Annotated in this window: 36 protein-coding genes; all 36 read right to left on the bottom strand. The window is 63.2% G+C overall.

The window, feature by feature from the left end; all coding sequences use genetic code 11:
* Positions 1-180 precede the first annotated feature (180 nt).
* Complete coding sequence (gene guaA, locus LQ954_RS02915) at positions 181-1,734, bottom strand: glutamine-hydrolyzing GMP synthase (protein ID WP_227770934.1); 1,554 nt, start codon at positions 1,732-1,734, stop codon at positions 181-183.
* 142 nt (positions 1,735-1,876) lie between these two features.
* Positions 1,877-2,299 (bottom strand): 50S ribosomal protein L17, encoded by a 423-nt coding sequence (gene rplQ / locus LQ954_RS02910; RefSeq protein WP_231021872.1) that lies wholly within the window; start codon positions 2,297-2,299, stop codon positions 1,877-1,879.
* A gap of 223 nt (positions 2,300-2,522) precedes the next feature.
* Positions 2,523-3,584, bottom strand: coding sequence for a DNA-directed RNA polymerase subunit alpha (locus LQ954_RS02905; protein WP_231021870.1), 1,062 nt, complete (start codon positions 3,582-3,584; stop codon positions 2,523-2,525).
* 91 nt (positions 3,585-3,675) lie between these two features.
* Positions 3,676-4,065, bottom strand: coding sequence for a 30S ribosomal protein S11 (rpsK, locus tag LQ954_RS02900; RefSeq protein ID WP_019516037.1), 390 nt, complete (start codon positions 4,063-4,065; stop codon positions 3,676-3,678).
* Positions 4,066-4,169: 104 nt separating this feature from the next.
* Complete coding sequence (rpsM, locus tag LQ954_RS02895; protein WP_227770937.1) at positions 4,170-4,538, bottom strand: 30S ribosomal protein S13; 369 nt, start codon at positions 4,536-4,538, stop codon at positions 4,170-4,172.
* Between the two features lie 295 nt (positions 4,539-4,833).
* Positions 4,834-5,484: an adenylate kinase gene (locus LQ954_RS02890; protein WP_227770938.1), complete on the bottom strand. Its 651-nt coding sequence runs from the start codon at positions 5,482-5,484 to the stop codon at positions 4,834-4,836.
* 36 nt (positions 5,485-5,520) lie between these two features.
* The gene (gene secY / locus LQ954_RS02885; RefSeq protein WP_227770939.1) at positions 5,521-6,867 is read right to left on the bottom strand and encodes a preprotein translocase subunit SecY; all 1,347 of its coding nucleotides are present in this window, start codon (positions 6,865-6,867) and stop codon (positions 5,521-5,523) included.
* A gap of 184 nt (positions 6,868-7,051) precedes the next feature.
* Positions 7,052-7,591, bottom strand: coding sequence for a 50S ribosomal protein L15 (rplO, locus tag LQ954_RS02880; protein WP_231021867.1), 540 nt, complete (start codon positions 7,589-7,591; stop codon positions 7,052-7,054).
* A 93-nt stretch (positions 7,592-7,684) separates the two neighbouring features.
* A complete protein-coding gene (gene rpmD / locus LQ954_RS02875; RefSeq protein ID WP_227770941.1) occupies positions 7,685-7,861 on the bottom strand; it encodes a 50S ribosomal protein L30 in 177 nt (58 codons plus the stop codon).
* 6 nt (positions 7,862-7,867) lie between these two features.
* Positions 7,868-8,578 carry a 30S ribosomal protein S5 gene (gene rpsE / locus LQ954_RS02870; protein WP_227770942.1) on the bottom strand — a complete coding sequence of 237 codons (711 nt, stop codon included), beginning with the start codon at positions 8,576-8,578 and terminating at the stop codon, positions 7,868-7,870.
* 3 nt (positions 8,579-8,581) lie between these two features.
* The gene (rplR, locus tag LQ954_RS02865) at positions 8,582-8,932 is read right to left on the bottom strand and encodes a 50S ribosomal protein L18 (protein ID WP_227770943.1); all 351 of its coding nucleotides are present in this window, start codon (positions 8,930-8,932) and stop codon (positions 8,582-8,584) included.
* Complete coding sequence (gene rplF / locus LQ954_RS02860; protein ID WP_227770944.1) at positions 8,929-9,462, bottom strand: 50S ribosomal protein L6; 534 nt, start codon at positions 9,460-9,462, stop codon at positions 8,929-8,931. Before rplF ends, rplR begins: the two co-directional genes overlap by 4 nt.
* Positions 9,462-9,857, bottom strand: a complete 396-nt coding sequence (gene rpsH, locus LQ954_RS02855) for a 30S ribosomal protein S8 (RefSeq protein WP_231021866.1) — start codon at positions 9,855-9,857, stop codon at positions 9,462-9,464. Before rpsH ends, rplF begins: the two co-directional genes overlap by 1 nt.
* Positions 9,858-9,867: 10 nt before the next feature.
* On the bottom strand, positions 9,868-10,173 hold the full coding sequence (rpsN, locus tag LQ954_RS02850) for a 30S ribosomal protein S14 (protein ID WP_231021864.1): 306 nt from the start codon (positions 10,171-10,173) through the stop codon (positions 9,868-9,870).
* A gap of 38 nt (positions 10,174-10,211) precedes the next feature.
* On the bottom strand, positions 10,212-10,796 hold the full coding sequence (gene rplE / locus LQ954_RS02845; protein WP_227770946.1) for a 50S ribosomal protein L5: 585 nt from the start codon (positions 10,794-10,796) through the stop codon (positions 10,212-10,214).
* Positions 10,789-11,106, bottom strand: coding sequence for a 50S ribosomal protein L24 (gene rplX, locus LQ954_RS02840; protein ID WP_227770947.1), 318 nt, complete (start codon positions 11,104-11,106; stop codon positions 10,789-10,791). The genes rplE and rplX overlap by 8 nt, the downstream gene beginning before the upstream one ends.
* Positions 11,106-11,474 carry a 50S ribosomal protein L14 gene (gene rplN, locus LQ954_RS02835; RefSeq protein ID WP_017979484.1) on the bottom strand — a complete coding sequence of 123 codons (369 nt, stop codon included), beginning with the start codon at positions 11,472-11,474 and terminating at the stop codon, positions 11,106-11,108. Before rplN ends, rplX begins: the two co-directional genes overlap by 1 nt.
* Positions 11,475-11,721: 247 nt before the next feature.
* Positions 11,722-12,006: a 30S ribosomal protein S17 gene (rpsQ, locus tag LQ954_RS02830; protein ID WP_046408562.1), complete on the bottom strand. Its 285-nt coding sequence runs from the start codon at positions 12,004-12,006 to the stop codon at positions 11,722-11,724.
* Positions 12,007-12,019: 13 nt separating this feature from the next.
* A complete protein-coding gene (gene rpmC, locus LQ954_RS02825) occupies positions 12,020-12,220 on the bottom strand; it encodes a 50S ribosomal protein L29 (protein WP_227770948.1) in 201 nt (66 codons plus the stop codon).
* A gap of 1 nt (position 12,221) precedes the next feature.
* A complete protein-coding gene (gene rplP, locus LQ954_RS02820; protein ID WP_227770949.1) occupies positions 12,222-12,656 on the bottom strand; it encodes a 50S ribosomal protein L16 in 435 nt (144 codons plus the stop codon).
* A gap of 12 nt (positions 12,657-12,668) precedes the next feature.
* Positions 12,669-13,376: a 30S ribosomal protein S3 gene (gene rpsC / locus LQ954_RS02815; RefSeq protein ID WP_066776782.1), complete on the bottom strand. Its 708-nt coding sequence runs from the start codon at positions 13,374-13,376 to the stop codon at positions 12,669-12,671.
* On the bottom strand, positions 13,376-13,753 hold the full coding sequence (gene rplV / locus LQ954_RS02810) for a 50S ribosomal protein L22 (RefSeq protein WP_227770950.1): 378 nt from the start codon (positions 13,751-13,753) through the stop codon (positions 13,376-13,378). The genes rpsC and rplV overlap by 1 nt, the downstream gene beginning before the upstream one ends.
* Complete coding sequence (rpsS, locus tag LQ954_RS02805; RefSeq protein WP_066776785.1) at positions 13,753-14,031, bottom strand: 30S ribosomal protein S19; 279 nt, start codon at positions 14,029-14,031, stop codon at positions 13,753-13,755. The genes rplV and rpsS overlap by 1 nt, the downstream gene beginning before the upstream one ends.
* Positions 14,031-14,864 carry a 50S ribosomal protein L2 gene (gene rplB / locus LQ954_RS02800; RefSeq protein ID WP_227770951.1) on the bottom strand — a complete coding sequence of 278 codons (834 nt, stop codon included), beginning with the start codon at positions 14,862-14,864 and terminating at the stop codon, positions 14,031-14,033. Before rplB ends, rpsS begins: the two co-directional genes overlap by 1 nt.
* A 1-nt stretch (position 14,865) precedes the next feature.
* A complete protein-coding gene (locus tag LQ954_RS02795) occupies positions 14,866-15,183 on the bottom strand; it encodes a 50S ribosomal protein L23 (RefSeq protein WP_227770952.1) in 318 nt (105 codons plus the stop codon).
* A complete protein-coding gene (gene rplD / locus LQ954_RS02790; protein ID WP_231021862.1) occupies positions 15,176-15,790 on the bottom strand; it encodes a 50S ribosomal protein L4 in 615 nt (204 codons plus the stop codon). Before rplD ends, LQ954_RS02795 begins: the two co-directional genes overlap by 8 nt.
* A 2-nt stretch (positions 15,791-15,792) precedes the next feature.
* The gene (rplC, locus tag LQ954_RS02785) at positions 15,793-16,527 is read right to left on the bottom strand and encodes a 50S ribosomal protein L3 (RefSeq protein ID WP_227770954.1); all 735 of its coding nucleotides are present in this window, start codon (positions 16,525-16,527) and stop codon (positions 15,793-15,795) included.
* Positions 16,528-16,841: 314 nt separating this feature from the next.
* Entirely contained in the window at positions 16,842-17,150 is a 309-nt protein-coding gene (rpsJ, locus tag LQ954_RS02780; protein ID WP_066776796.1) for a 30S ribosomal protein S10, read from the bottom strand.
* A 172-nt stretch (positions 17,151-17,322) separates the two neighbouring features.
* Positions 17,323-18,516, bottom strand: coding sequence for an elongation factor Tu (gene tuf / locus LQ954_RS02775; protein ID WP_227770955.1), 1,194 nt, complete (start codon positions 18,514-18,516; stop codon positions 17,323-17,325).
* A 131-nt stretch (positions 18,517-18,647) separates the two neighbouring features.
* On the bottom strand, positions 18,648-20,741 hold the full coding sequence (gene fusA, locus LQ954_RS02770) for an elongation factor G (RefSeq protein ID WP_227770956.1): 2,094 nt from the start codon (positions 20,739-20,741) through the stop codon (positions 18,648-18,650).
* An 83-nt stretch (positions 20,742-20,824) separates the two neighbouring features.
* Positions 20,825-21,295 carry a 30S ribosomal protein S7 gene (gene rpsG, locus LQ954_RS02765; RefSeq protein WP_227770957.1) on the bottom strand — a complete coding sequence of 157 codons (471 nt, stop codon included), beginning with the start codon at positions 21,293-21,295 and terminating at the stop codon, positions 20,825-20,827.
* A gap of 117 nt (positions 21,296-21,412) precedes the next feature.
* A complete protein-coding gene (rpsL, locus tag LQ954_RS02760) occupies positions 21,413-21,784 on the bottom strand; it encodes a 30S ribosomal protein S12 (protein ID WP_019831557.1) in 372 nt (123 codons plus the stop codon).
* 228 nt (positions 21,785-22,012) lie between these two features.
* Entirely contained in the window at positions 22,013-22,993 is a 981-nt protein-coding gene (locus tag LQ954_RS02755) for an alpha/beta fold hydrolase (protein WP_231021860.1), read from the bottom strand.
* A gap of 96 nt (positions 22,994-23,089) precedes the next feature.
* Complete coding sequence (locus LQ954_RS02750; RefSeq protein WP_231021857.1) at positions 23,090-24,331, bottom strand: Xaa-Pro dipeptidase; 1,242 nt, start codon at positions 24,329-24,331, stop codon at positions 23,090-23,092.
* Positions 24,332-24,336: 5 nt separating this feature from the next.
* On the bottom strand, positions 24,337-24,807 hold the full coding sequence (locus LQ954_RS02745; RefSeq protein WP_231021855.1) for an MAPEG family protein: 471 nt from the start codon (positions 24,805-24,807) through the stop codon (positions 24,337-24,339).
* A gap of 143 nt (positions 24,808-24,950) precedes the next feature.
* Entirely contained in the window at positions 24,951-25,268 is a 318-nt protein-coding gene (locus tag LQ954_RS02740) for an FtsB family cell division protein (protein ID WP_415837088.1), read from the bottom strand.
* Positions 25,269-25,271 lie beyond the last annotated feature (3 nt).

Below are 25,271 nucleotides of genomic sequence, written 5' to 3'. Positions count from 1 at the left end.
CCGATGCCGCGGCTAGGTCGCGCCGTGCCGACGTATTTGCCGCAACTTTGGCGCGGATGTGCGGATTAGCACCGTTTTCGATTAATCTCGGGGGAGCGCCCGCCGGGCGCGCACTCCCTGTTGGTGCCAGCTGGTCGTACTCAGTCGGGGTCGCTCAATCGACCTTGGATGTCAGACACATCACTCCCACTCGATCGTGCCCGGTGGCTTTGACGTATAGTCATAGGTGACGCGGTTGATGCCCTTCACCTCATTCACGATGCGAGTGGCTACTCGGGGCAGGAAGCCCCCAGGGAACTCAAATGCCTGGGCAGTCATCCCGTCGGTGGAAGTAACGGCGCGCAATGCCAGCACGCTGTCGTACGTGCGTCCATCCCCCATCACCCCAACGGATCGCACTGGGAGAAGCACGGCAAACGCCTGCCAAATCGCATCGTACAGGCCAGCGTTGCGGATCTCCTCCAGGTAGATGGCGTCAGCCTTGCGCAGGATATCGCAACGCTCCCGCGTCACCTCGCCTGGTATGCGGATCGCCAGACCCGGTCCCGGGAAAGGATGGCGCCCGACGAACATGTCCGGCAGTCCCAGCTCGCGGCCGAGTTCGCGAACCTCATCCTTGAACAGCTCGCGGAGTGGCTCGACGAGCTTCATGTTCATTCGCTCGGGCAGGCCCCCGACATTGTGGTGGCTCTTGATCGTCACCGACGGGCCCCCAGTGAAGCTCACGCTCTCGATCACGTCCGGGTACAGCGTTCCTTGAGCGAGGAACTCGGCACCGCCAATCTTCCGTGCTTCGTCCTCGAACACCTCGATGAACGTCTTGCCGATGAACTTCCGCTTCGCTTCCGGATCCGTCACGCCGGCCAGACCGCTCAGGAACAACGTCTCCGCATTCACGTGGACCAGCGGGATATTGTAATGTCCGCGGAACAGGCTGACGACCTGCTCGGCCTCGCCGCTCCGCATCAGGCCGTGGTCGACGAAGACGCAGGTGAGCTGATCGCCGATGGCTTCATGGATAAGCACCGCGGCAACGGCAGAGTCTACGCCGCCGGACAGACCGCAGATGACGCGTTTGTCGCCAACCTGGGCCCTGATCTCTGCGATTTTGGTCTCGCGGAACTCGGCCATGGTCCAATCGCCGGTGAGGCCGCACACGTGCCGGGCGAAGTTCTTGATCAGTTTGCCACCGTCCGGCGTATGAACGACCTCCGGGTGAAACTGCATGCCATAGTAGCGGCGGGTCTCGTCCGCAGTGATGGCGAACGGCGCGCCCGAAGATGACGCCACTGGTGCAAACCCAGGTGCAAGCTCCGCCACATGGTCTCCGTGGCTCATCCACACCTGATGGCGATCACCCTCCTGCCAGAGGCCATCGAACAGCCCACAAGCGGAGTCGACCTGAACGAACGCCTCCCCGAACTCGCCGGAATATCCCTTTTCGACACGCCCGCCGAGCTGCGTGTTCATCACCTGCTGCCCGTAGCAGATGCCAAGCAGCGGCACCCCGCTGTCGAACACTGCCTGCGGCGCCCGTGGACTGCCCTCGTCAACCACCGAGGCCGGACCACCGGACAGAATGACCCCTTTTGGCTTCATCCGCTGAAATGCATCTTCGGCTGACTGAAACGGCGCAATCTCGCTGTACACACCGGCCTCCCGGACGCGGCGCGCAATGAGCTGCGTGACCTGGCTGCCGAAATCGATGATGAGGATGCTGTCGGGGTGTTCCATGGCGGGCCTGTAGCCGCGCGGGACGAATGACGGAAGAGGCCGTGTGCGCCGCCTCGCCTACGCTGGGCGGGCCGACCGCCGGACAAAGAAAAAGGGCCGTTCCGATTCCGGAACGGCCCTTCATTATCCGCTTATGCGAAGCTCAGGCCGCTTCGTCGAACTCCTCGTCGTTCAGCACCGGGCCAGAGTCCTGACCCTTGGCCGACACGTCACGATCGACGAACTCGATGATCGCCATCGGCGACGCGTCAGAGGCCCGGATGCCGGCCTTGATCACTCGGGTGTAACCACCGTTGCGATCGGCGTAGCGCGGAGCCAACACGTCGAACAGCTTCACCAGCTGCGCATCGTCAAGAAGACGAGCGTGCGCGAGACGGCGGTTCGACAGGCCGCCCTTCTTGCCCAGCGTGATCAACTTCTCGATGTACGGGCGCAGTTCCTTCGCCTTGGCGAGGGTCGTGGTGATCTGCTCGTGCTTGATCAGCGCGGCCGACATGTTGCGGAACAGCGCGGCGCGATGTGCCGAGGTACGCTGCAGCTTACGACCACCTACACGATGACGCATGGTATTTCCTTCTCTCGTTCGTCAGGGGGCCGTTTCACGGAACCCCGGGACAGGTGGGACGGGGGCCACCCGGTGTACGTCGCCCCGGCGTTCTGCCGGGGCCCCGGTAACTTTCTGGCCGGAGCGGCGTGACCCTGCCACACCGTCGGTCAGGATCGGCTTTGCCGACCCGCCGACCGGGTCGGTCCTGTCTCCGGCGCAACCACGCTGCGCCGGTGCAGGATCAGCCCATGATCTCCTGCTCGAGCTTCTTGGCCATCTCTTCGATGTTCTCAGGCGGCCAGCCCGGGATTTCCATGCCCAGACGCAGGCCCATCGACGACAGCACTTCCTTGATCTCGTTCAAGGACTTGCGACCGAAGTTCGGGGTGCGAAGCATTTCTGCCTCGGTCTTGCCGACGAGATCACCGATGTAGATGATATTGTCATTCTTGAGGCAGTTGGCCGAACGAACCGACAGTTCGAGCTCGTCGACCTTCTTGAGCAGATAACGGTTGATCTGCTGCGTGTCGCTGGCGGGCTCCGCCCCGGCGGCAGGAGCAGCAACGCCCACAGGCGCCGCACGGGTGACCGCAGAATCGTCGAAGTGAACGAAGAGCGAAAGCTGGTCCTGAAGAATCCGACCGGCATAGCCAAGCGCGTCTTCCGGCGTGACCGTGCCGTCCGTCTCAACCGTCAGCGTGAGCTTGTCATAGTCAAGATCCTGACCAACGCGGGTCGGATCGACCTTGTAGCTAACCTGGCGGACCGGCGAGTACAGCGCATCGACCGGAATAAGGCCGATCGGCGCATCCGCCGGACGGTTCACCGTTGCCGGAACATAGCCCTTACCGGTGTCGGCGGTCAGCTCCATGTTGAACGTGGCGCCGTCGTCGAGGTGGCAGATGACCAGATCCGGGTTCATCACCTCGATATCGCCAGACACGGCGATATCGCCGGCCTTCACCTCTGCCGGACCAGTCGCCGACAGCTGCAGACGCTTCGGACCCTCGCCTTGCATCTTCAGCGCGATCTGCTTCACGTTGAGGACGATATCGGTAACGTCCTCGCGAACCCCGGCCAAGCTAGAGAATTCGTGGAGCACGTTCTCGATCTTGATCGAGGTGACCGCCGCGCCCTGGAGGCTCGACAGCAGCACGCGCCGCAGCGCGTTGCCAAGCGTCAGGCCGAAGCCACGCTCCAGCGGCTCGGCAACGAAGGTCGCCTTGCGCTTGCCATCGCCGCCCTTCTTTTCGAGCGCGTTGGGCTTCTTGAGTTCCTGCCAGTTCTTTGCGTTGACGGACAAGGCTTGTGTCCCCTGATGTTGGGCCGGACAGGGGCGCGTCCGGCCGAGTGTAAAAGGGCACCCCGACTCGTCAGCCGGGGGCCAGAAGTCATCAGACGCGGCGGCGCTTCGACGGACGCACACCATTGTGCGGGATCGAGGTCACGTCTCGAATGGACGTGATCTGAAAGCCAACCGCCTGCAGCGCGCGAAGCGCCGACTCACGGCCGGAACCCGGACCCTTCACCTCAACCTCAAGGGTACGCACGCCATGCTCAGCGGCCTTCTTGCCAGCGTCTTCTGCAGCAACCTGAGCAGCATAAGGAGTCGACTTACGCGAACCCTTGAAGCCCATCATGCCAGCGGACGACCAGCTGATGGCGTTGCCCTGCGCGTCGGTGATGGTGATCATGGTGTTGTTGAAGCTGGCGTTGACGTGCGCCACGCCGGCGGTGATGTTCTTGCGCTCGCGACGGCGAATACGCTGCGGTGCCTGTGCCATTTGGTAATCCTGACCCTATCTTGCAATACGGCGGTCGGGAGGCGCTCTGCCTCAAACCTGCCGCCCGCGGAGAAGAAGACGAAACAGTCCCCTGGACTGCTTCCTTACTTCTTCTTGCCCGCGATCGGCTTCGCCTTGCCCTTGCGGGTGCGAGCGTTGGTATGCGTGCGCTGGCCGCGAACAGGCAGGCCCTTGCGGTGACGCAGACCACGATAGCAAGCGAGGTCCATCAGGCGCTTGATGTTCATCGCGGTTTCGCGACGCAGGTCGCCTTCCACGGTGTAGCCAGCGTCGATAGCTTCACGGATCTGCAGAACCTCCTGGTCCGTCAGATCCTGCACGCGGCGCTCCGGTGCGATCTCAAGCTTTTCGGTCAGTTCCTTGGCCTTGGCCGGACCGATGCCGTGAATGTACTGCAGCGCGATCAGGACGCGCTTGTTGGTCGGGATGTTGACACCCGCGATACGTGCCATGAAACTTTTCTCCTCGTGCTCCACGGAGTGCGGCATGGTTCACGCACCCCATCTCCTCGCATGACTTCCACCACGCAGGAAAGCGGCAAGCGCGGCGCGCGCTGCCGGTAACCGGATTGGTCGAAGGGGATGCCCTTACCCCTCGCCCTTGATCATGTCAACACGACCGACATCGCGCTACCTAGCACGGGCAGCGACCATCCTTGTTGATGACCTTAACTCGTGTTCGTCGGACGTCGATAACGACAGCCCTAAGCGGCGCCCGAGGAACGTAACGCTCCTCGGCCCGCCCCCTTCAACGCCCGTCTAGGATCGCCTCGATCGAGCGGGTCACTTCGGCGATATCCGCCATGCCATCGACACGATGGACCAGGCCCCGCGCCTCATAGATCGGCAGGATCGGAGCCGTCTTCGCGCGATATTCCGCCATCCGAGTCCGAACCGTTTCTTCATTGTCATCGGGCCGGCGCTTGAACTCATGCGCACCGCAAACGTCGCAAGTGTCCGCGATCTTGGGCTGCTTGAAGCGGTCGTGATAGCCCGCCCCGCAGTTCGCGCAGGTAAACCGTCCGACGATCCGCTCAACCAGCGCGTCTTCGTCGACAGCCAACTCGATCACATGATCCAGCGCACGAGACCGCTCCTCCAAGAGCAGATCAAGCGCCTCCGCCTGCGCGGCGGTTCGAGGATAGCCGTCAAAGATGGCGCCCTGGCCATCCACGAGTCGATCAAGGTTCTCCCCGATCAAAGCCGACACGATCGCGTCAGAAACGAGTTCCCCCGCATCCATCACTGCCTTCGCCTGAAGCCCGACCGGCGATTCGGCCTTCACAGCGGCCCGCAGCATGTCACCGGTGGACAACTGAACCATGCCACGTTCGGCGACCAGCCGTTCGGACTGCGTGCCCTTGCCGGCACCCGGCGGCCCCAGAAGAATGATGTTCACGCGAAAACGCCTCCCCTGTGTGTATCGCTAGCCGCCTCAGCGCAGCCGGCCACCCTTCAGCTTCGCCTTCTTGATCAGATCGCCGTATTGGTGCGCCAACAGATGCGACTGGATCTGCGTCACCGTATCCATGGTGACGTTGACGACGATCAGCAGGCTCGTACCGCCCAGATAGAACGGGATCGAAAGCGCCGACACCAGATATTCCGGCAGCAGACAGATCACCGCGAGATAGGCTGCGCCGATCACCGTGATCCTGGTCAGAACGTAGTCGAAATACTGCTCGGTATTCTTGCCCGGACGAATCCCCGGGATGAAGCCACCATAACGCTTCAGATTCTCGGCGGTCTCCTCCGGGTTGAAGACAACCGCCGTGTAGAAGAACGAGAAGAAGATGATGCCGGCGCCATAAAGCAGCATGTAGATCGGGCTGCCGTGCTGCAGGTACTGATTCAGCGAAATGATCAAATCGCCCCACCAGCTTTCACCCGACACACGATTGCCAGCGAACTGCGTGATCGTCAGCGGCAGCAGCAGAAGCGACGATGCGAAGATCGGCGGAATAACACCCGCGGTGTTGATCTTCAGCGGCAGGTGGCTGCGGTCCGCCTGCACGCCACGCGCCGTTTGACGCTTCGGATACTGGATCAGGATGCGGCGCTGAGCGCGCTCCATGAAGCAGATGAACAGCACGAGACCGACCACCGCCAGGATGATCGCGATCACGACCGCCGGGCTCATCGAGCCGGTACGGCCACCTTCAAGAAGGTTGACGAGTGTGGTCGGCAGGTGCGCGACGATGCCAGCCATGATGATCAGCGAGATACCGTTGCCAATCCCGCGGCTGGTGATCTGCTCACCGATCCACATCAGGAACATCGTACCGCCGATCAGCGAGATCACGGCCGCGACGCGGAACAGCATGCCCGGCTCGACCACCGCGCCGCCAGCTTCAAGGCCGGTCGCGATCACATAGCCCTGGATCGCTGTGAGCAGCACCGTGCCATAGCGCGTATACTGATTAAGCTTCTTGCGCCCGCTCTCGCCTTCCTTCTTGATCGCGGCAAGCTGCGGCGACAGCGAAGTGGCGAGCTGCACGACGATCGAAGCCGTGATGTACGGCATCACGCCCAGCGCGATCAGCGACGCACGCTCCAGCGCACCGCCGGAGAAGGTGTTGAAGAAATCGAGCACACCGCCCTTGGTCTGCTGCGCGAGCGCAGCAAGACCAGTCGGGTCAATGCCCGGCAGCGGAACATAGCTGAGCAGACGGAATACGATCAGCGCACCGATCGTGAACCAAAGCCTCTTTTTGAGATCGGTGGCCTGCGCGAACTTCGCGAGGCTGATGTTTTGCGCCATCTGGTCGGCTGCGGATGCCATAATAGCCTTTGGCCTTGGTCTAAATCAGAAACGGCGGAGAAGGTGCTGATGCCCCCGCCCCGCCGCTCATATAGTCGCGCTCGGAGGCTTGTCTAACCCACCGAACATTTTCCGCTCCGGCGAGGGCCGAAGCCGGACCGCGAGCGGCTGGCGAGTGCCCCCGGATCACCGGAGGCACCGGCCCTTACTTGCTGGCTGCGGCCTTCTTGGCGAGCCGCGCCTCGCGCGTCTTGCCCTTCTTAGCAGCGGCCTTCTCGGCAGCAGGAACGACCTCGATCACCGAAACCGAGCCACCAGCCTTCTCGATCGCCTCACGTGCGCTGGCCGACACGCCAGCCACGGTGAAGTTCAGCTTGGCGGTCAGCTCGCCCTTACCGAGCACGCGCACGCCGTCCTTACCGCCACGTGCCAGGCCAGCAGCCTTGAGAGCGACGTGATCGACATCCGTCGCGGTCAGCTTGCCTGCATCAACTGCCTTCTGGATCGCGACGAGGTTCACCTCGGCATAGTCCTTAGCGAAGATGTTGTTGAAGCCACGCTTCGGCAGACGCATGTGGAGCGGCATCTGACCGCCCTCAAAACCCGCGATGGACACGCCCTCACGGCTCTTCTGGCCCTTCTGGCCGCGACCGCCGGTCTTGCCCTTGCCCGAGCCGATACCGCGACCAACGCGGATCTTACGATGGCGGGCGCCTTCGTTGTCCCGCAGTTCGTTCAGTTTCATGTATGCACTCGCTTTCGCTGTTTTCGCGCTGAATAAAGGAAGGGGGGCCGATAGCCCCCCTTCCGCAATTTGTCACTAGTCAGGTGAGGACAATCAGTCCTGGACCTCGACCATGTGCTGCACCTTGCGGATCATGCCGCGGACCTCGGGGGAATCCTCGAGCTCCGAGACACGGTGCATCTTGTTGAGGCCCAAGCCGACCAGCGTCGCGCGCTGGTCCTTAGTGCGGCGGATCGGCGAGCCGATCTGCTTGACCTTGATGGTTGCCATGTCCGCTTACTCCGTGACGGCCGCAGCTTCGGCAGCGGCGGTCTGCGCATCAGCGCCATGTCCGCGGCCGAGCAGGTCGGCGATCTTCTTCCCGCGCCGCTGCGCAACCGACTTCGGCGAAGTCTGGCTGTTCAGCGCCTCAAAGGTGGCGCGGATCATGTTGTACGGGTTCGATGTGCCCACCGACTTCGTCACCACGTCAGCGACGCCGAGCGACTCGAAGATCGCGCGCATCGGACCACCAGCGATGATGCCGGTGCCCTGCGGCGCCGAACGAACGGTGACGCGGCCTGCGCCGAAGTGACCGTTTCCGTCGTGGTGCAGCGTGCGGCCTTCCTTGAGCGGCACACGAACCATCGCCTTCTTGGCAGCCGCGGTGGCCTTGGAAATCGCTTCCGGCACTTCGCGAGCCTTACCGTGGCCGAAGCCGACGCGGCCCTTGCCGTCACCAACGACGACCAGTGCAGCGAAGCCGAAGCGCTTACCGCCCTTCACCGTCTTCGACACGCGGTTGATGTGAACGAGCTTCTCGATCAGCTCCTCACCACCTTCGTCGCGATTGCGATCGTCACGACGGCCGCGGCCGCCATCACGCCCGCCGCGACCACCACGATCGCCGCCACGGCCACGACCGCCGCGACCGCGGGGAGCCTCACCGGCTCCGGCATTCGCCTCAGGCGCTGCGGCCTGCACCTCGGTGTTGTTCTCGTCAGCCATGTCTTAGAACTCCAGTCCGGCTTCGCGCGCGGCTTCCGCCAGCGCCTTCACTCGGCCGTGAAAGAGGAAGCCGCCGCGATCGAACACGACCTGCGTGACGCCGGCAGCCTTCGCCGCCTCGGCAATGCGCTTGCCAACGGCGCTCGCAGCATCGACGTTCGACGTTGCACCCTCGTGGCCCTGGAGCGTCGAGGCAGCAGCGACCGTGCGGCCCTGCGCGTCGTCGATTACCTGGGCATAGATGTGCTTGCCCGAACGATGCACGGACAGGCGCGGACGGCCACCGCTGCGCGCACGAAGCGCCGTACGGTTGCGGCGACGCCGCTTCTCGAAAAGCGAAAGGCCCTTGGTCACTTCTTCTTTCCTTCCTTACGGAAGATGAACTCGCCGTCGTACTTGATGCCCTTGCCCTTGTACGGCTCAGGCTTGCGCCAGCGGCGGATCTCGGCGGCCAGCTGGCCAACCTTCTGCTTGTCGGCGCCCGAAATCTCGACCGTGGTCTGATCCGGGGTCTTCACCTCAATGCCTTCCGGCACGTCGATGTCGACATCATGGCTGTAGCCGAGCTGCAGCTTCAGCTTCTTGCCCTGCGCCGCAGCGCGGTAGCCGACGCCAGTGATCAGGAGCTTCTTGGTGAAGCCCTCGGTCACGCCCGTGACGAGGTTCTGCACCATGGTCCGCTGCATGCCCCAGAAGGCGCGAGCCTGCTTGGAGTCATTCGCCGGCTGCACCGAAATGCCGTCCGACTGGATGTCGTACGTGATCAGGTCCGACATTGTCAGCGAGAGGGTGCCCTTGGGCCCCTTCACCGACAGCTGGTTACCCGTGACGGTGGCAGTGACGCCAGCCGGAACGGGGACCGCCTTCTTACCGATGCGGCTCATCAGAACACCTCCGCCAGCACTTCGCCACCGACGTTCTGCTCACGCGCCTCGGCATCCGAGAGCACGCCACGCGGCGTCGAGACGATCGTGATGCCAAGGCCGTTCATCACGCGCGGCAGGCTCTGCGAGCCGCTGTAGATACGACGACCAGGCTTCGAGACGCGGGCGACATGCTTGATCGCCGGCTGGCCCTCGAAATACTTGAGCTCGATGCGGACGCCCTTCACGGGGCCCAGATCTTCCTCGCTATAGCCACGGATGTAGCCTTCGCGCTGAAGCACGTCGAGCACGCGGGTCCGCAGCTTCGACGCCGGCGACACGACGCTGTCCTTGCGTGCGCGCTGGCCGTTGCGGATGCGGGTGAGCAGGTCACCCAGGGGATCGGTCACTGCCATCTTGGTGTCCTTACCAGCTCGACTTCGTCAGACCGGGGATCAGGCCCTTATTGGCCAGATCGCGCAGCATCACGCGGGCAAGACGGAACTTGCGATAGTAAGCGCGCGGCCGGCCGGTGATCTCGCAGCGATTGCGGACGCGGGTCGGGTTCGAATTGCGCGGAAGTTCGGCCATCTTGAGACGCGCGATGAGACGCTCGGTCTCGTCGAGCGACTTGTCGTTCGCCGTTGCCTTCAGCTTCGCCCACTTCGGGGCGTATTGCTTCACGAGCTTCTTGCGACGCTCGTTCTTGTTCACGGAACTCAGTTTCGCCATGGACTTAAGCTCTCTCGTTCAGTTCGTTGCCAAGGGGCTCACGCCGCCTTCTTCTCTTCAGCCGCCTCATCCCGCGGGAACGGGAAGCCGAACAGGCGAAGCAGCTCGCGCGCCTCGTCGTCGGTCTTGGCGGTCGTGGTGACGATCACGTCCATGCCGCGCACCTTGTCGATGCGGTCATAGTTGATTTCCGGGAACACGATCTGCTCCTTCAGGCCGCAGGCATAGTTGCCGCGTCCATCGAAGCTCTTCGGGTTCAGGCCGCGGAAGTCGCGAACACGCGGAAGCGCGATGGTGATGAAGCGATCGAGGAATTCGTACATGCGCTCGCGACGCAGCGTGACCTTCACGCCGATCGGCATGCCTTCACGCAGCTTGAACTGCGCGATCGACTTCTTCGCCTTGGTGATCACCGGCTTCTGGCCCGCGATCAGCTCCATCTCGGAAGCGGCCTGCTCGACACGCTTCTTGTCCTGGGTCGCCTCACCGACGCCCATGTTGAGCACGATCTTCTCGATCCGCGGGATTTCGAGCGCGTTCTTGTAGCCGAACTTCTCGATCATCGCCTTTACGATGGTCTCGTCATACAGCTTGCGCAGGCGGGGCGTGTAGCCATCAGCCATCGATCTTCTCCCCGGTCTTGACCGCAACACGGACCTTCTTGCCGTCCTGCATTTCGAAACGGACGCGCGTCGGCTTGCCATCGGCGGTCACGTGCGCGACCTTCGAAACGTGCAGCGGCGCTTCAAAGCGGTTCAGGCCGCCCTGCGGGTTCATCTGCGACGGCTTCGTGTGGCGGGTCGCCACGTTCACGCCGGCCACAACGACCTTGCCGTCCTTCGGCATGGCAGCAGTCACGGTACCCGTCTTGCCCTTGTCCTTGCCGGACAGAACGATGACCTGGTCACCCTTCTTGATCTTTGCGGCAGCCATTACAGCACCTCCGGAGCCAGCGAGATGATCTTCATGTGCTTCTTGCCACGAAGTTCACGCACCACCGGGCCAAAGATACGGGTGCCGATCGGCTCCTCGTTCTTGTTGACCAGCACGGCGGCGTTGCCGTCGAAACGGATGGTCGAGCCGTCCGCACGGTGAATGTCCTTGGCGGTGCGCACGATGACGGCGCGATGCACGTCACCCTTCTTCACCTTGCCCCGCGGCTGCGCTTCCTTGATCGACACGACAATGATGTCGCCGACGCTGGCCGTGCGGCGCTTGGAACCACCAAGCACCTTGATGCACTGCACCCGCTTCGCGCCGCTGTTGTCAGCGACGTCGAGATTGGACTGCATCTGGATCATCGATCCGCTTCCTTCTCGCTATGGGGTGGATACCGACCCAACCCCGCCTTAAAAAAATGACCCTGGGCGCGACAATCGCGTCCAGGGGGAGCGGCCCGTTAGCCGCTCCACAGACAAAAGGCAATGCCCCGTGGGGCCCCATCCTTGCCTGCTCTCGATCGCCCCCGCCCCTCGACTGGTCTCCGGACAATCCGGACCCTGGCCGATACTGACAAGAGCGCCCTGGTCTTCGACCCGGACCTGCGGCTTACGCCGAGGCCGGCTCGTCGATCTCGACCCGCTCAGGCGTCGCGTGGGTGTTCACCCGATCGACAACCTTCCAGGTCTTCAGCTTGGAGATCGGCGCGGTTTCTTCGATCCGCACGGTCTCGCCCTGCTTGTACTCGTTCGCCTCGTCATGGGCGTGATACTTCTTCGAACGGCGGATGATCTTGCCGTAGAGCGGGTGCTTCACCTTGCGCTCAACGTTCACGACCACCGTCTTGTCGCCCTTGTCGGAGACGATCAGCCCGGTCAGCACGCGCTTCGGCATGGCTGTGGTCCTCTTACTTGCCGGCGGCAGCGGTGCGCTGCGCCTGCAGGGTCTTGATGCGGGCGATGTCCTTGCGGACCTCGCGCACGCGGCTCGGCTTCTCGAGCTGGTTGGTCGCGGCCTGGAAGCGCAGGTTGAACTGCTCCCGCTTCAGGTTGCCCAACGCCTCGACGAGCTGGTCGTCGCTCTGGCCGTTGTAGTCAGTCTTCGCCATCTTACTCGCCTCCGAGGTGCGACGTGTCGCCGAGGCGCGCCACGACCTTGGTCTTGATCGGCAGCTTCATTGCCGCGCGCTCGAACGCCTCGGCAGCGAGCGGCCCGGGAACGCCGTCCAGCTCGAACAGGATACGGCCCGGCTTGACGCGAGCCGCCCAGAACTCCGGCGAGCCCTTACCCGAGCCCATGCGGACTTCGGCCGGCTTGCCCGACACGGGCACGTCCGGGAACACGCGGATCCAGAGACGGCCCTGGCGCTTGATGTGACGCGTGATCGCACGGCGAGCCGCCTCGATCTGACGCGCGGTGATGCGCTCCGGCTCCATCGCCTTCAGGCCGTAGGACCCGAAGTTGAGCGCGGTACCGCCCTTGGCGTCGCCGCTGATGCGGCCCTTGAACGCCTTGCGGAACTTGGTGCGCCTTGGTTGCAGCACTTCTTCTACTCCTTAGCGGCGGTCATCGCGCGCAGGGCGCACGCCGGAGGTCTGGGCCTCCATCATCAGGCGATCGGTCGCCGTCGGATCATGGCCCAGGATCTCACCCTTGAAGATCCAGACCTTGACGCCGCACACACCATAAGCGGTGTGGGCCTGCGCCTCGGCATAGTCCATGTTCGCACGCAGCGTGTGGAGCGGAACGCGGCCTTCGCGATAGCTCTCCGAACGCGCGATCTCGGCGCCGCCAAGGCGACCGCCGCACGCAACGCGGATGCCGTCGGCACCCAGGCGCATTGCCGACTGCACCGCGCGCTTCATGGCGCGGCGGAAGGCGATACGGCGCTCGAGCTGATCAGCAATGCCCTGGGCGACGAGCTTCGCGTCGACTTCCGGCTTGCGGATCTCGACAATGTTCAGCGAAACGTCGGAGCTGGTCATCGCGCCGAGCGTCTTGCGCAGCTTCTCGATGTCCGAGCCCTTCTTGCCAATGATCACGCCGGGGCGCGCAGCGAAGATGGAGATGCGGCACAGCTTGGCCGGACGCTCAATCACCACCTTGGAGATCGCCGCCTGCGGCAGCGTCTTCAGGATGTACTGACGGATCTTCAGATCCTCCAGCAGCAAGCGACCATAGTCAGCGCCGTCGGCGTACCAGCGGCTGTCCCAGGTGCGGTTGATCTGCAGGCGCAGACCGATCGGGTTGCTCTTATGACCCATTAGGCTTCTTCCTGCTCGCGCACGACGATCCGCAGCCGCGAGAACGGCTTCAGGATGCGGGTGGACTTGCCGCGGCCGCGCGTCGCGAACCGCTTCATGGTGATCGACTTGCCGACCGACGCCTCGGCGACGACGAGCGCGTCGACGTCGAGGTTGTGGTTGTTCTCGGCGTTGGCGATCGCGGAGGCGAGCACCTTGCGCGCGTCGACCGCCATGCCCTTCTTCGAGAAGGCCAGGATGTTCATCGCGTCGCCGGCCTTCTTGCCGCGGATCAGACCCGCGACGAGGTTCAGCTTCTGCGCCGAACCACGGATCTGCGTGCCGACCGAGAGGGCTTCCTTCTCGCCGACCTTGCGGGGGGACTGAGGCTTGCTCATCAGCGCTTGCCCTTCTTGTCAGCGGCGTGACCCGGGAAGTAGCGCGTCGGCGCAAACTCACCCAGCTTCATGCCGACCATCTCTTCGTTCACCGACACCGGCACGAACTTGCGGCCATTGTAGACGTTGAACGTCAGACCGACGAACTGCGGGAGGATCGTCGAACGACGCGACCAGGTCTTGATCGGACCTGCACGGGTGCCCTGATCCTGCGCCACCTCTGCCTTCTTCAGCAGATGAAGGTCCACGAACGGACCCTTCCAGACGGAGCGAGCCATTACTTCTTCCTCGCGTGGCGGCTACGGATGATCATCTTGTCCGTCGCCTTGTTGTGGCGGGTGCGCGCACCCTTCGTCGGCTTGCCCCACGGCGTGACCGGGTGACGGCCGCCCGAGGTGCGGCCTTCACCGCCGCCGTGCGGGTGATCGACCGGGTTCTTCGCAACGCCACGGGTAAGCGGACGCTTGCCCATCCAGCGGCTGCGACCAGCCTTGCCGAAGTTCTGGTTCTGGTTGTCGGGGTTCGACACCGCACCAACCGTCGCCATGCAATCGCTGCGCAGGTAACGCTGCTCGCCCGAGTTCAGGCGAACGATCACCAGGCCGCGGTCACGACCAACGACCTGCACATAGGTGCCGGCCGAACGGGCGATCTGGCCACCCTTCATCGGCTTCATCTCCACATTGTGGACGATGGTGCCGACCGGGACCTGGCCCAACTCCATGGCGTTGCCCGGCTTCACGTCAGTCTTCTTGCCGGCGATGATCTTATCGCCAACATTCAGGCGCTGCGGCGCGATGATGTAGGCCTGCTCGCCGTCGGCGTAGCTGATCAGCGCGATGAACGCCGTACGGTTCGGGTCATACTCGAGCCGCTCGACCGTACCCTCGGCGTCCCACTTGCGACGCTTGAAGTCGATATAGCGATACTTCTGCTTGTGGCCGCCCGCGATGCCGCGGCTGGTCACGTGACCCTTGTTGTTGCGACCGCCGGTCTTGCGCTTGCCTTCGGTCAGCGCCTTGACAGGCGCGCCCTTGTGCAGGCCCGACCGGTCGATCAGCACCAGCCCGCGCATCGCGGGGCTGGTCGGGTTATAATGCTTGAGTGCCATCTTACTTGGCCCCCTCGGTGACGTCGATCGTCTGCCCGTCCTTGAGCGTGACGATCGCCTTCTTCATGTCCGACCGGAAATAGGGCTTGCCCTTCCAGCGCTTCGTCTTGCCCTTCTGGACGATGGTGTTCACGCCAACGACGCTGACGTCGAAGATCGCTTCAACCGCCGCCTTGATCTCCGGCTTGGACGCGTTCTGCGCGACCTTGAACACCACGGCGTTCTGCTCGGAGAGAAGGGTCGACTTCTCGGTGATGTGCGGCGCGACGATCACGTCATAGTGACGGTTGTCGATCGCCTTCTGCTGCTGCTTAGCCATTGAAGCGAGCCTCCAGCTTCTCGACCGCAGCGCGGGTCAGCACCAGCGTATCGGCCTTGATGATGTCATAGACATTGGCGCCAACCGCAGGGAGCAGATCCACACCCGGCAGGTTGTAGCCGGCGCGGAAGCCCTCAGCCGTCTCGGCGTCGATGACCAGCGTGCGCTTGCCAACGTTGAGCGCCTCGAAGTGACCCTTCAGTTCCTTGGTCTTGGCGACCTGGAAACCGTCGAGCACGATCAGCGAGCCGGCCTTCGCATGGCTCGAAAGCGCCATCTTCAGGCCCAGCGCACGAACCTTCTTGTTCAGCGACGGATTGAAGTCGCGAACGCGGGCACCGTGAGCCTTACCACCGCCGATGAAGACGGGAGCGCGGCGATCGCCGTGACGAGCCACACCGCCGCCCTTCTGGCGACCGAGCTTCTTGCCCGAACGCGCGACGTCCGAACGCTCGCGGGTGCCGCGGGCAGTGCCGCGACGCTTCTCGAGCTGCCAGGTCACAACGCGGTGCAGGATGTCGGCGCGCGGCTCGAGGCCGAAGACCTCGTCCGACAGCTCGACGTCCGCCGCTTCGTTCCCGGCGAAGGAGGAAACCTTGACCTTCACGTTCAGCCCTCCTGGCCGTCGGTCGCTTCGGTTGCCGGAGCAGCCGCTGCGTTGTTGCTATTGGCAGCCTTCAAGCCGGCCGGACGCGGCGCGTCGGCATGCGGCTTCAGCTTCACGGCGTCCTTGACGAACAGCCAGCCGCCCTTCGAGCCAGGGACCGAACCCTTGACGAAGATGAGGCCACGCTCGACGTCGGTGCCGACGATCTCGAGGTTCTGCTGGGTGCGGTTCTTGTCACCCATGTGACCAGCCATCTTCTTGTTCTTGAAGACGCGGCCCGGATCCTGACGGTTACCGGTCGAACCGTGCGAACGGTGCGAAACCGAAACGCCGTGCGTCGCACGCAGACCGCCGAAGTTCCAGCGCTTCATGGCGCCAGCGAAACCCTTACCCTGGGTACGACCCTGGATATCGACGAACTGGCCAGCAACGAAGTGATCAGCCGAAATCTCGGCGCCGACGTCGAGGAGGTTGTCCTCGCTGACGCGGAATTCGTGGACGATCGCCTTCGGCTCGACTTCGGCCTTGCCGAAGTGGCCGCGCTGCGGCTTGGCGACATTCTTTGCCTTGGCGACGCCTGCACCAAGCTGGACGGCCGTATAGCCGTCACGTTCTGTTTCGCGGCGAGAGATGACCTGAAGCCCTTCCAGCTGCAGGACAGTGACAGGCACGTGGCGGCCGTCGTCCTGGAACAGGCGGGTCATGCCCATCTTCTTCGCGATCACGCCGGTACGCATGATCCGTAGCTCCTCAACAGAGGCACCCTGAGGCCCATCCCCAAGGTGCTTGTGACGCCTCCTGAAAGGAGACATCCCAATCGGGACCCCGCCAAAGCACAACTTTGACAAAATCCCTCAGCCCGGAAAATGCGAAACGTGCCCCCGTCCCGGGCTGTTTGCTTCCTCGCGGAAGCAGACGGGAGACGCTGTCCCAGCCGCGAACGACTGGCGGTATCTCTTGCTTGTCAGGGGCCCTTGGGGCTTCCCAACCATTCCCTCACCACGGGAACGACAAACCCGCGGGACTCACGTCAACCGCGGGATGCGGGCCATTACGCCAGCTTGATCTCAACGTCAACGCCCGCGGCCAGGTCGAGCTTCATCAGCGCGTCGACGGTCTGCGGGGTTGGCTGCACGATGTCGAGCATACGCTTGTAGGTACGCACTTCGAACTGCTCGCGGCTCTTCTTGTCGACGTGCGGGCCACGGTTGACCGTGAACTTTTCGATACGCGTCGGAAGCGGGATCGGACCGCGGATAAGGGCACCCGTGCGTCGGGCGGTGTCGGCGATGTCGCCGGTAGCCTGATCGAGCACGCGATGATCGAACGCCTTCAGGCGAATGCGGATGTTGCTGTCCATAATCCCTACCGATGCGAAAGAGCGGGCCACGTGAACGCGGCTCTTGCTGTTCGTGAAACTGTTGAAGGCGCGGCCAATAGCCATGCCCTCATAAAAAGGCAACCGCCCGACACGCCAAATGGCGTGCCGGGCGGCAGCTTTGCGGCGAACCGCTAGATCTTAGAGGAAGATCTTACTTGCTGATGCCGCTGACGACACCGGCGCCGACGGTACGACCACCCTCACGGATCGTGAAGCGCTGGCCGACGTCCATAGCGATCGGAGCGATCAGCTTGATGCCCAGAGCGACGTTGTCGCCCGGCATCACCATCTCGGTGCCCTCAGGCAGCTCGACGGTGCCGGTCACGTCCGTGGTACGGAAGTAGAACTGCGGACGATAGTTGGCGAAGAACGGCGTGTGACGGCCACCCTCTTCCTTCGACAGCACGTACACTTCCGACGAGAAGTCGGTGTGCGGCTTGATCGAGCCCGGCTTGCAGAGCACCTGGCCACGCTCGACTTCGTCGCGAGCAACACCGCGGATGAGCGCGCCGACGTTGTCGCCAGCCTGGCCCTGGTCGAGCAGCTTGCGGAACATCTCAACGCCGGTGACGGTCGTCTTGCGGACTTCCGGATGGATGCCGACGATCTCGACTTCCTCACCAACCTTGATCACGCCGGTCTCGACACGGCCGGTCACCACGGTGCCGCGGCCCGAGATCGAGAACACGTCTTCGATCGGCATCATGAACGGCTTGTCCAGCGGACGCTCCGGCTGCGGGATGTAGTCGTCAACCGCCTGCATCAGCTCGAGAACGGCGTTCTTGCCGAGCTTCTCGTCCGAACCCGAGAGAGCGGCCGTGGCCGAACCCTTGATGATCGGAATATCGTCGCCCGGGAACTCGTACGAGGACAGCAGCTCGCGAACCTCGAGCTCGACGAGCTCCAGGATCTCTTCGTCGTCGACGAGGTCGACCTTGTTCATGAACACGACCATCGCCGGCACGCCAACCTGGCGGGCGAGCAGGATGTGCTCACGGGTCTGCGGCATCGGGCCGTCGGTGGCCGACACGACCAGGATCGCGCCGTCCATCTGCGCCGCGCCGGTGATCATGTTCTTCACATAGTCAGCGTGACCCGGGCAGTCGACGTGCGCGTAGTGGCGGTTTGCGGTCTCATACTCGACGTGCGCGGTCGAGATGGTGATGCCGCGAGCGCGCTCTTCCGGCGCCTTGTCGATGTTTTCGAAGTCGACCTTTTCCGACAGACCCTGGTCAGCCAGAACCTTGGTGATCGCTGCGGTCAGCGAGGTCTTGCCGTGGTCGACGTGACCGATGGTGCCGATGTTCAGGTGCGGCTTGGTCCGCTCAAACTTAGCCTTAGCCATTGTTGTCCTACCTTCTGGATTTCCACTTGAGCCGCACGAGGACTCGCCGTGAAGGCGGCCCCATAGCGGCTGAATTGCGGTTTCGCAAACCCTCTCCGCCACCCGGCAGTGCCGGATGACGGAGAAACGGGTCAGGCCATCTTGGCCTTCACTTCGTCGGCAACGTTCTGCGGCACTTCGTCATAGTGCGAGAACTGCATCGAGTAGCTCGCGCGGCCCTGGGTGAAGGAACGCAGCGAGTTCACGTAGCCGAACATGTTCGCCAGCGGGACCATCGCCGTCACCGCCTGCGCGTTGCCGCGCGTGTCAGTGCCCTGGATCTGGCCACGACGCGAGTTCATGTCACCGATCACGTCGCCCAGGTAATCCTCCGGCGTCACGACCTCGACCTTCATCACCGGCTCGAGCAACGTGATGCCGGCCTTCTGCGCCGCTTCGCGCATGGCGCCACGGGCGGTGATTTCGAACGCAAGGGCCGACGAGTCGACGTCGTGGTACGCGCCGTCGTACAGCGTGATCTCGAAGTCGATGATCGGGAAGCCGACCAGCGAACCGGTCGCCGCGGTCTCACGGAAGCCCTTCTCGATCGCGGGGATATATTCCTTCGGAATGTTACCGCCCTTGATCTCGTCCTTGAAGATGATGCCAGCGCCGCGCTCGCCCGGCGTCAGCTTCACCTTCACGCGACCGAACTGACCCGTACCACCCGACTGCTTCTTGTGGGTGAAGTCGATGTCGACCGGCTTCTTCAGGTATTCGCGATACGCCACCTGCGGCGCACCGACGTTCGCCTCGACCTTGAACTCACGCTTCATGCGGTCGACGAGAATCTCGAGGTGGAGTTCGCCCATCCCCTTGATGATCGTCTGGCCGGATTCGTGATCGGTCGACACGCGGAACGAGGGATCCTCGGCAGCCAGACGATTGAGCGCGATGCCCATCTTTTCCTGGTCAGCCTTGGTCTTCGGCTCCACGCTGAGCTCGATCACCGGCTCAGGGAATTCCATCCGCTCGAGGATGATCGGGTTCGCCGGATCGCACAGCGTGTCGCCGGTCGTCGTCTCCTTGAGACCCGCGATCGCGACGATGTCGCCAGCGCGCGCTTCCTCGATGTCCTCACGCGAGTTCGCGTGCATCAGGAGCATACGGCCGATCTTTTCCTTCTTGTCCTTCACCGAGTTCAGGTAGCTGCCCTTGGTCAGCTTGCCCGAATAGATGCGCGCGAAGGTGAGCGAGCCGACGAACGGATCGTTCATGATCTTGAACGCGAGCAGCGACATCGGCGCGTCATCCGACGGCGGACGGGTGTCGACGGTTTCACCGTCGAGCTTCACGCCCTGAACGTCAGGAATGTCGAGCGGGCTCGGCAGATAATCGACCACCGCGTCGAGCAGCGGCTGAACGCCCTTGTTCTTGAACGACGAACCGCACAGCACCGGCACGAAGTCGAACGCCAGCGTGCCCTTGCGGATCAGACGCTTCAGCGTTGCCGTGTCGGGCTCGTTGCCCTCCAGGTACGCTTCCAGAACTTCCTCGTCCTGTTCGACTGCGATCTCGACCAGCTCGGCACGCGCAGCCGCAGCCACGTCCTTCATATCGTCCGGGATCTCGCGATATTCGAACTTCGCGCCCAGCGATTCGTCCAGCCACACGATTGCACGGTTCTCGACGAGGTCGACGAGACCAACGAACTGGCTCTCGATGCCGATCGGCAAGTACAGAACGGCCGTGCGCGCACCCAGACGATCCTTGATCATCTGAACGCAACGGTCGAAGTTAGCACCGGTGCGGTCCAGCTTGTTGACGTAGCAGAGACGCGGAACGCGATACTTGTCCGCCTGGCGCCACACGGTCTCGGACTGCGGCTCAACGCCGGCAACGCCGTCGAAGCAGGTGACCGCGCCGTCGAGCACGCGCAGCGAACGCTCCACCTCGATGGTGAAGTCGACGTGGCCGGGGGTGTCGATGATGTTGATGAGGTGCTCGTCACCCTTGCCCTCGTTCGCGCGCCACTTGCACGTGGTCGCTGCGGAGGTGATGGTGATGCCGCGCTCCTGCTCCTGCTCCATCCAGTCCATCGTCGCAGTGCCTTCGTGCACTTCGCCGATCTTGTAGGACTTGCCGGTGTAGTAAAGGATGCGCTCGGTCGTCGTCGTCTTGCCGGCGTCGATGTGCGCCATGATGCCGATGTTACGGTACTTCTCGAGCGGATGGCTGCGGGCCATGGTCGGGCTTTCCTTAGCGATGTGGGGAGCAGGCCCTTGGCCGGCTCCCCACGATATAGTTTACGTTCGAGACGCTTCCAAGACTACCAGCGGTAGTGGCTGAAGGCGCGGTTCGCTTCCGCCATGCGGTGGGTGTCTTCGCGCTTCTTCACCGCGTTGCCGCGGTTGTTGGAAGCGTCGAGCAGCTCACCCGACAGACGAGCCGACATGGTGTTCTCGCTGCGGCCGCGGGCCGCGGAGATCAGCCAGCGGATCGCCAGTGCCTGCGCGCGCTCCGGACGAACCTCGACGGGAACCTGATAGGTCGCACCGCCGACACGGCGGCTGCGGACCTCGATCCCCGGCTTGATGTTGTTCAGCGCATCATGGAACACGCCGAGCGGATCGCGCTTGGCGCGCGTCTCGACGGTGTCGAGCGCGGAATAGACGATGCCTTCGGCGACGGACTTCTTGCCGTCCAGCATCACCGAATTCATGAACTTGGACAGAACCTCATCCCCGAACTTGGGATCAGGCAGGATTTCCCGCTTCTCGGGACGACGACGACGCGCCATTTGGAATTCCTTCTCAGATCAACCGCTCCTGTCCGCCCTGCCCCCGCGTTTGCCGGAGCCGCCTGACGATGGTGCGGGACACAAACCTCGAAACCCCGGACCAGCCGGGATGCCGGCTTACTTCGGACGCTTCGCGCCGTACTTCGAGCGGGACTGCTTGCGGTCCTTCACGCCCTGCGTGTCGAGAACGCCGCGCAGCACGTGATAGCGCACGCCCGGAAGGTCGCGCACACGGCCGCCGCGGATCAGCACCACCGAGTGCTCCTGCAGGTTGTGGCCTTCACCCGGGATGTAGCTGATGACTTCGCGCTGGTTGGTCAGGCGAACCTTTGCAACCTTGCGCAACGCCGAGTTCGGCTTCTTCGGGGTCGTGGTGTACACACGGGTGCAGACGCCGCGCTTCTGCGGGTTCTGCTCCATCGCAGGGACCTTGCTCTTGGCCTTCTGCGGTTCGCGGCCCTTGCGGACCAGCTGGTTGATCGTCGGCATTGAAGCCTTCACCTTTCGTATAGGTTACTTTGCTGGAGCCCTGACAGCACTTGGAATACGAAAAGGACCTTGGGCGGCCATGCAGCCTCCCGGGTCCTCTAAGCATCCAGCAATGTTCAAGCTTGCCCGCGGCAGGTTACACCCGCCACGAACGGGCGCGGCTATACGCATCGGACGCTTAGCCGTCAACGCCGGCCGGGCGCCCTCACCCGCCGGCGGTGATACGCGTCACGCCACTGTTTCGAGCAGCAGCGTTTCGAACCTGACGGGGTCTTCGATCTGAGGCGAATGACCGAGCCCCTCCATGCGGACCAGCTTGCCTTTCGGGATCTTGCGAACCGCATCGGGCGCCACCTGCGGAATCGCCTTCAAGAATTGCTGGAGCGACGCGGGCGCCTGGCCGCGGCCGAACGCGGTCCGATCCAACGTGCCGATGATCACCGTGGTGGACGGTTTCAGCCGATACAGCTCGTGGGCGACCGGCTGGGTGCGAATCATCTCGCTGGTCTTCGCCTGCGCGAGCGCGACGATGTTGCGGCCCTGCCCCGCATACATTCCCGCCTGCATCCAGACCCACCGGTCATACGACGGCTTCCAGGTGCCATGGTAGTAATTGGCCTGCTGGTACGCCTTGATCGAAGCGTAGCTGGTCTTCCTCTCGGTCGCCCAAAGCGTGTCGATATCGACATAGGGCACGCCCTCCTCCGATCGGTCGACCAGACCAAGCGGATTGACCAGCACCAACCGCTCAACCGCATCCGGGAACATGATGGCGTATCGCATCGCCAGCATGCCGCCCATGGAGTGCCCGACGATCGTTGCCCGGCTCACCCCGCGCGACGCCAGCAGGCGGCGCGTGTTATTAGCCAACATCGCGAGGCTATATTGCGCGGCCTGCGGCTTCGAGGATTTGCAGAACCCGATCTGATCGGGGATGATCACGCGGTAGCCGGCCTTTGCAAGCGCGCGGGCGCTTGAAGCCCAAGTCACGCCGCAGAAATTCTTGCCATGCAGCAGAACGACGACGCGCCCGTTTGGCCGCTCTGCCGCGATATCCATGAACGCCATGCTGGCCGGCTGCCCGACGACATCAACCGTCATGGTCTGGACGGGCCATGGGTAGGTGAAGCGCTCGAGGTTCGCGCCAAGGTCAGGGCCGTCAGGCGCCGCCCCTATCAGCATGGCGGCGCCAGCCAGCACTCCGATCACCGTTCCGCTCCGCATCACCCATCCCCCGGTCGAAAGATGGACGCCGTTAACTTTGTTTCGTTCACGATACCATGCCAACGCGTGAGCGCCGGCACGTCAGTCGACTCGCGCACCACCCTTGATGACGGCGACCGGTCGCTCCAGCACCGTGACATCGGAGAGCGGATTACCCGCCACTGCCACCATGTCGCCAAAGCGGCCGACCGCAATCGTGCCAACATCCTTGCTGCGCCCTAGCGCTTCGGCAGCGGTAACCGTGGCGGCGCGAATGGCCTGCAGCGGCGTCATCCCATATTGAACCATGACGCGGAACTGCTTCGCCGCATCCTTGTGCGGCATGACGCCGGCGTCGGTGCCGAACACCATCTTCACGCCAGCCGCATTGGCCTTGCGGAAATTGTCTCGCTGGATCTGCGCGACCTCGCGGTCCTTGCGCAGGTTATCTTCGAGCACGCCGTTCTTCTTGCCTTCGGCCTGGGTGTATTCCGTATTGTAGATATCCATCGACAGATAGGCGCCGCGTTCCTTTGCCAGGCGGATGCCTTCGTCGTCGATCAGGCTGGCGTGCTCGATGGTATCGATCCCTGCACGAATCGCCGCCTTGATCCCGGCCGCGCCATGCGCGTGGGCGGCCGTCTTCAGGCCCCATTGATGCGCCTCGTCGGCGATGCCCTTCAGCTCTGCTTCCGAGAGCTGCTGCTGACCCGGCTCGGTATTGCGGCTGAAGACGCCGCCTGTTGCGCAAACCTTGATGACCTCGGCGCCGTACTTCCGCTGTTCACGCACACGGAAGCGAAGTTGATCGGGCGTGTCGCCGACTGCCTTGCCGTGTTGATCGAAGGACGGCGGGAAGAATGTGCTGTCGCAATGCCCGCCGGTCGCGCCAAGCGCGTGTGCGGCAGGGACGATCCGCGGGCCGATCATCAGCCCCTCCTCAATCGCCTGCTTGTAGGCGACGTCGTTGTAGTTTTCCGACCCGACATTGCGCACGGTGGTGAAGCCCGCGCGCAGCATCGAGGCCGCATTGCCGACGCCTTGCACCGCCCAGAAATTATCGGTGAACTGCAGACCGGTGTAGCCGCCGTATAGCGGCGTGCTGTCGAGATGGACGTGCATGTCGATCAGGCCGGGAACGAGCGTCACATCACCCAAATCAAGCTGCTTGGCATCCGCTGGCGCCGCAGCGCCAATGGCGGTGATGCGGCCGTCGGTGACCGTGATCACCGGGCGCTCCACGATACTGCCCCTCTCCACATCGAGCATCCGCGCCGCCGTTACGACCACCATCTCGGCAGCCACCGGCGTAGCGGCGACAACGGCCGCGGCTGCAATCAGCATGGACTTCAAAGAACACCCCCCAAAGCGCCGATCGCGCGGCTGTATTCACGCGCGACGCGAAGCATATCGACGAAAAACCCGATCCACATCGCCATCAGCACGATCACCGAGGCAAGATAGGCGAAAAAGCGCCATTGCACCTTCTTCGGACCTATGTGGATAAAGCTGTGGATAGATCGTGCAAGAACGAACATCCAGGCGAGCGCGACCTGCACATGATTTGCCTGTCCGGTCAGGATCAGCAGCGGCACAAGCGCAAAATAAAGCACCGGCATTTCAAACAGATTGGCGAGATTGTTCGCCGGCATTTCCACCGGGCGGAAGTAACGCAGCGCGGCCTCACCGTCGGCGAAATCCCGCGGGCCGGGCGGGTGGCGACGCATATGGGTGAAGCGCTGGATGAACAGCGTGAACCAGACCACGAATATCAAGGCCACCAACGCGAACGTCGGCCACAGAAGCTCAATAACTGCCATGCCCTTCCCCTTTGAAGGGTTCAGCATGACCTGATTCGCAAGCGGGGAAAAGAGCCGCGGTAGCGGGGCGAAGGTCGGCCGGAATGTCGATGCGGGAGCTTCTGAAATTTCAGTTCGCCGGCACACACACGCGGCGGATGCGATTACTTCAGCGGGACGATCACTTCATCGGGATGAGCGACGTTCAATTCACGCCGAACCAGTTCATCGACCATGTCAGGGTTCGCATGACGCGGGTCGAGCAGAGCGACCCGGTTGCGCAGCATCTCGCGCTTCTGATCGAGTGCGGCGTAATAGCGCTCTCGTTTCGCGACCTGGCGCTTGTAATCGCCAAAGGCCAGCAGTCCATTGGCGCCAAGCACCGCATAGCCGCCGAAGAACGCCATCACCAGCAGCGCCGCAGCCGGCCAGGCAGCGCGCTTCAGGATAGCAGCAAAGGACGAGGGCTTACGGCGGCTCACCGG

The sequence above is a fragment of the Sphingomonas sp. IC-11 genome (assembly GCF_021043365.1).
Taxonomy (GTDB): Bacteria; Pseudomonadota; Alphaproteobacteria; order Sphingomonadales; family Sphingomonadaceae; genus Sphingomonas.
The sequence above is the reverse complement of the archived record's forward strand: the minus strand, read 5'-3'. Positions and strand labels throughout refer to the sequence as shown.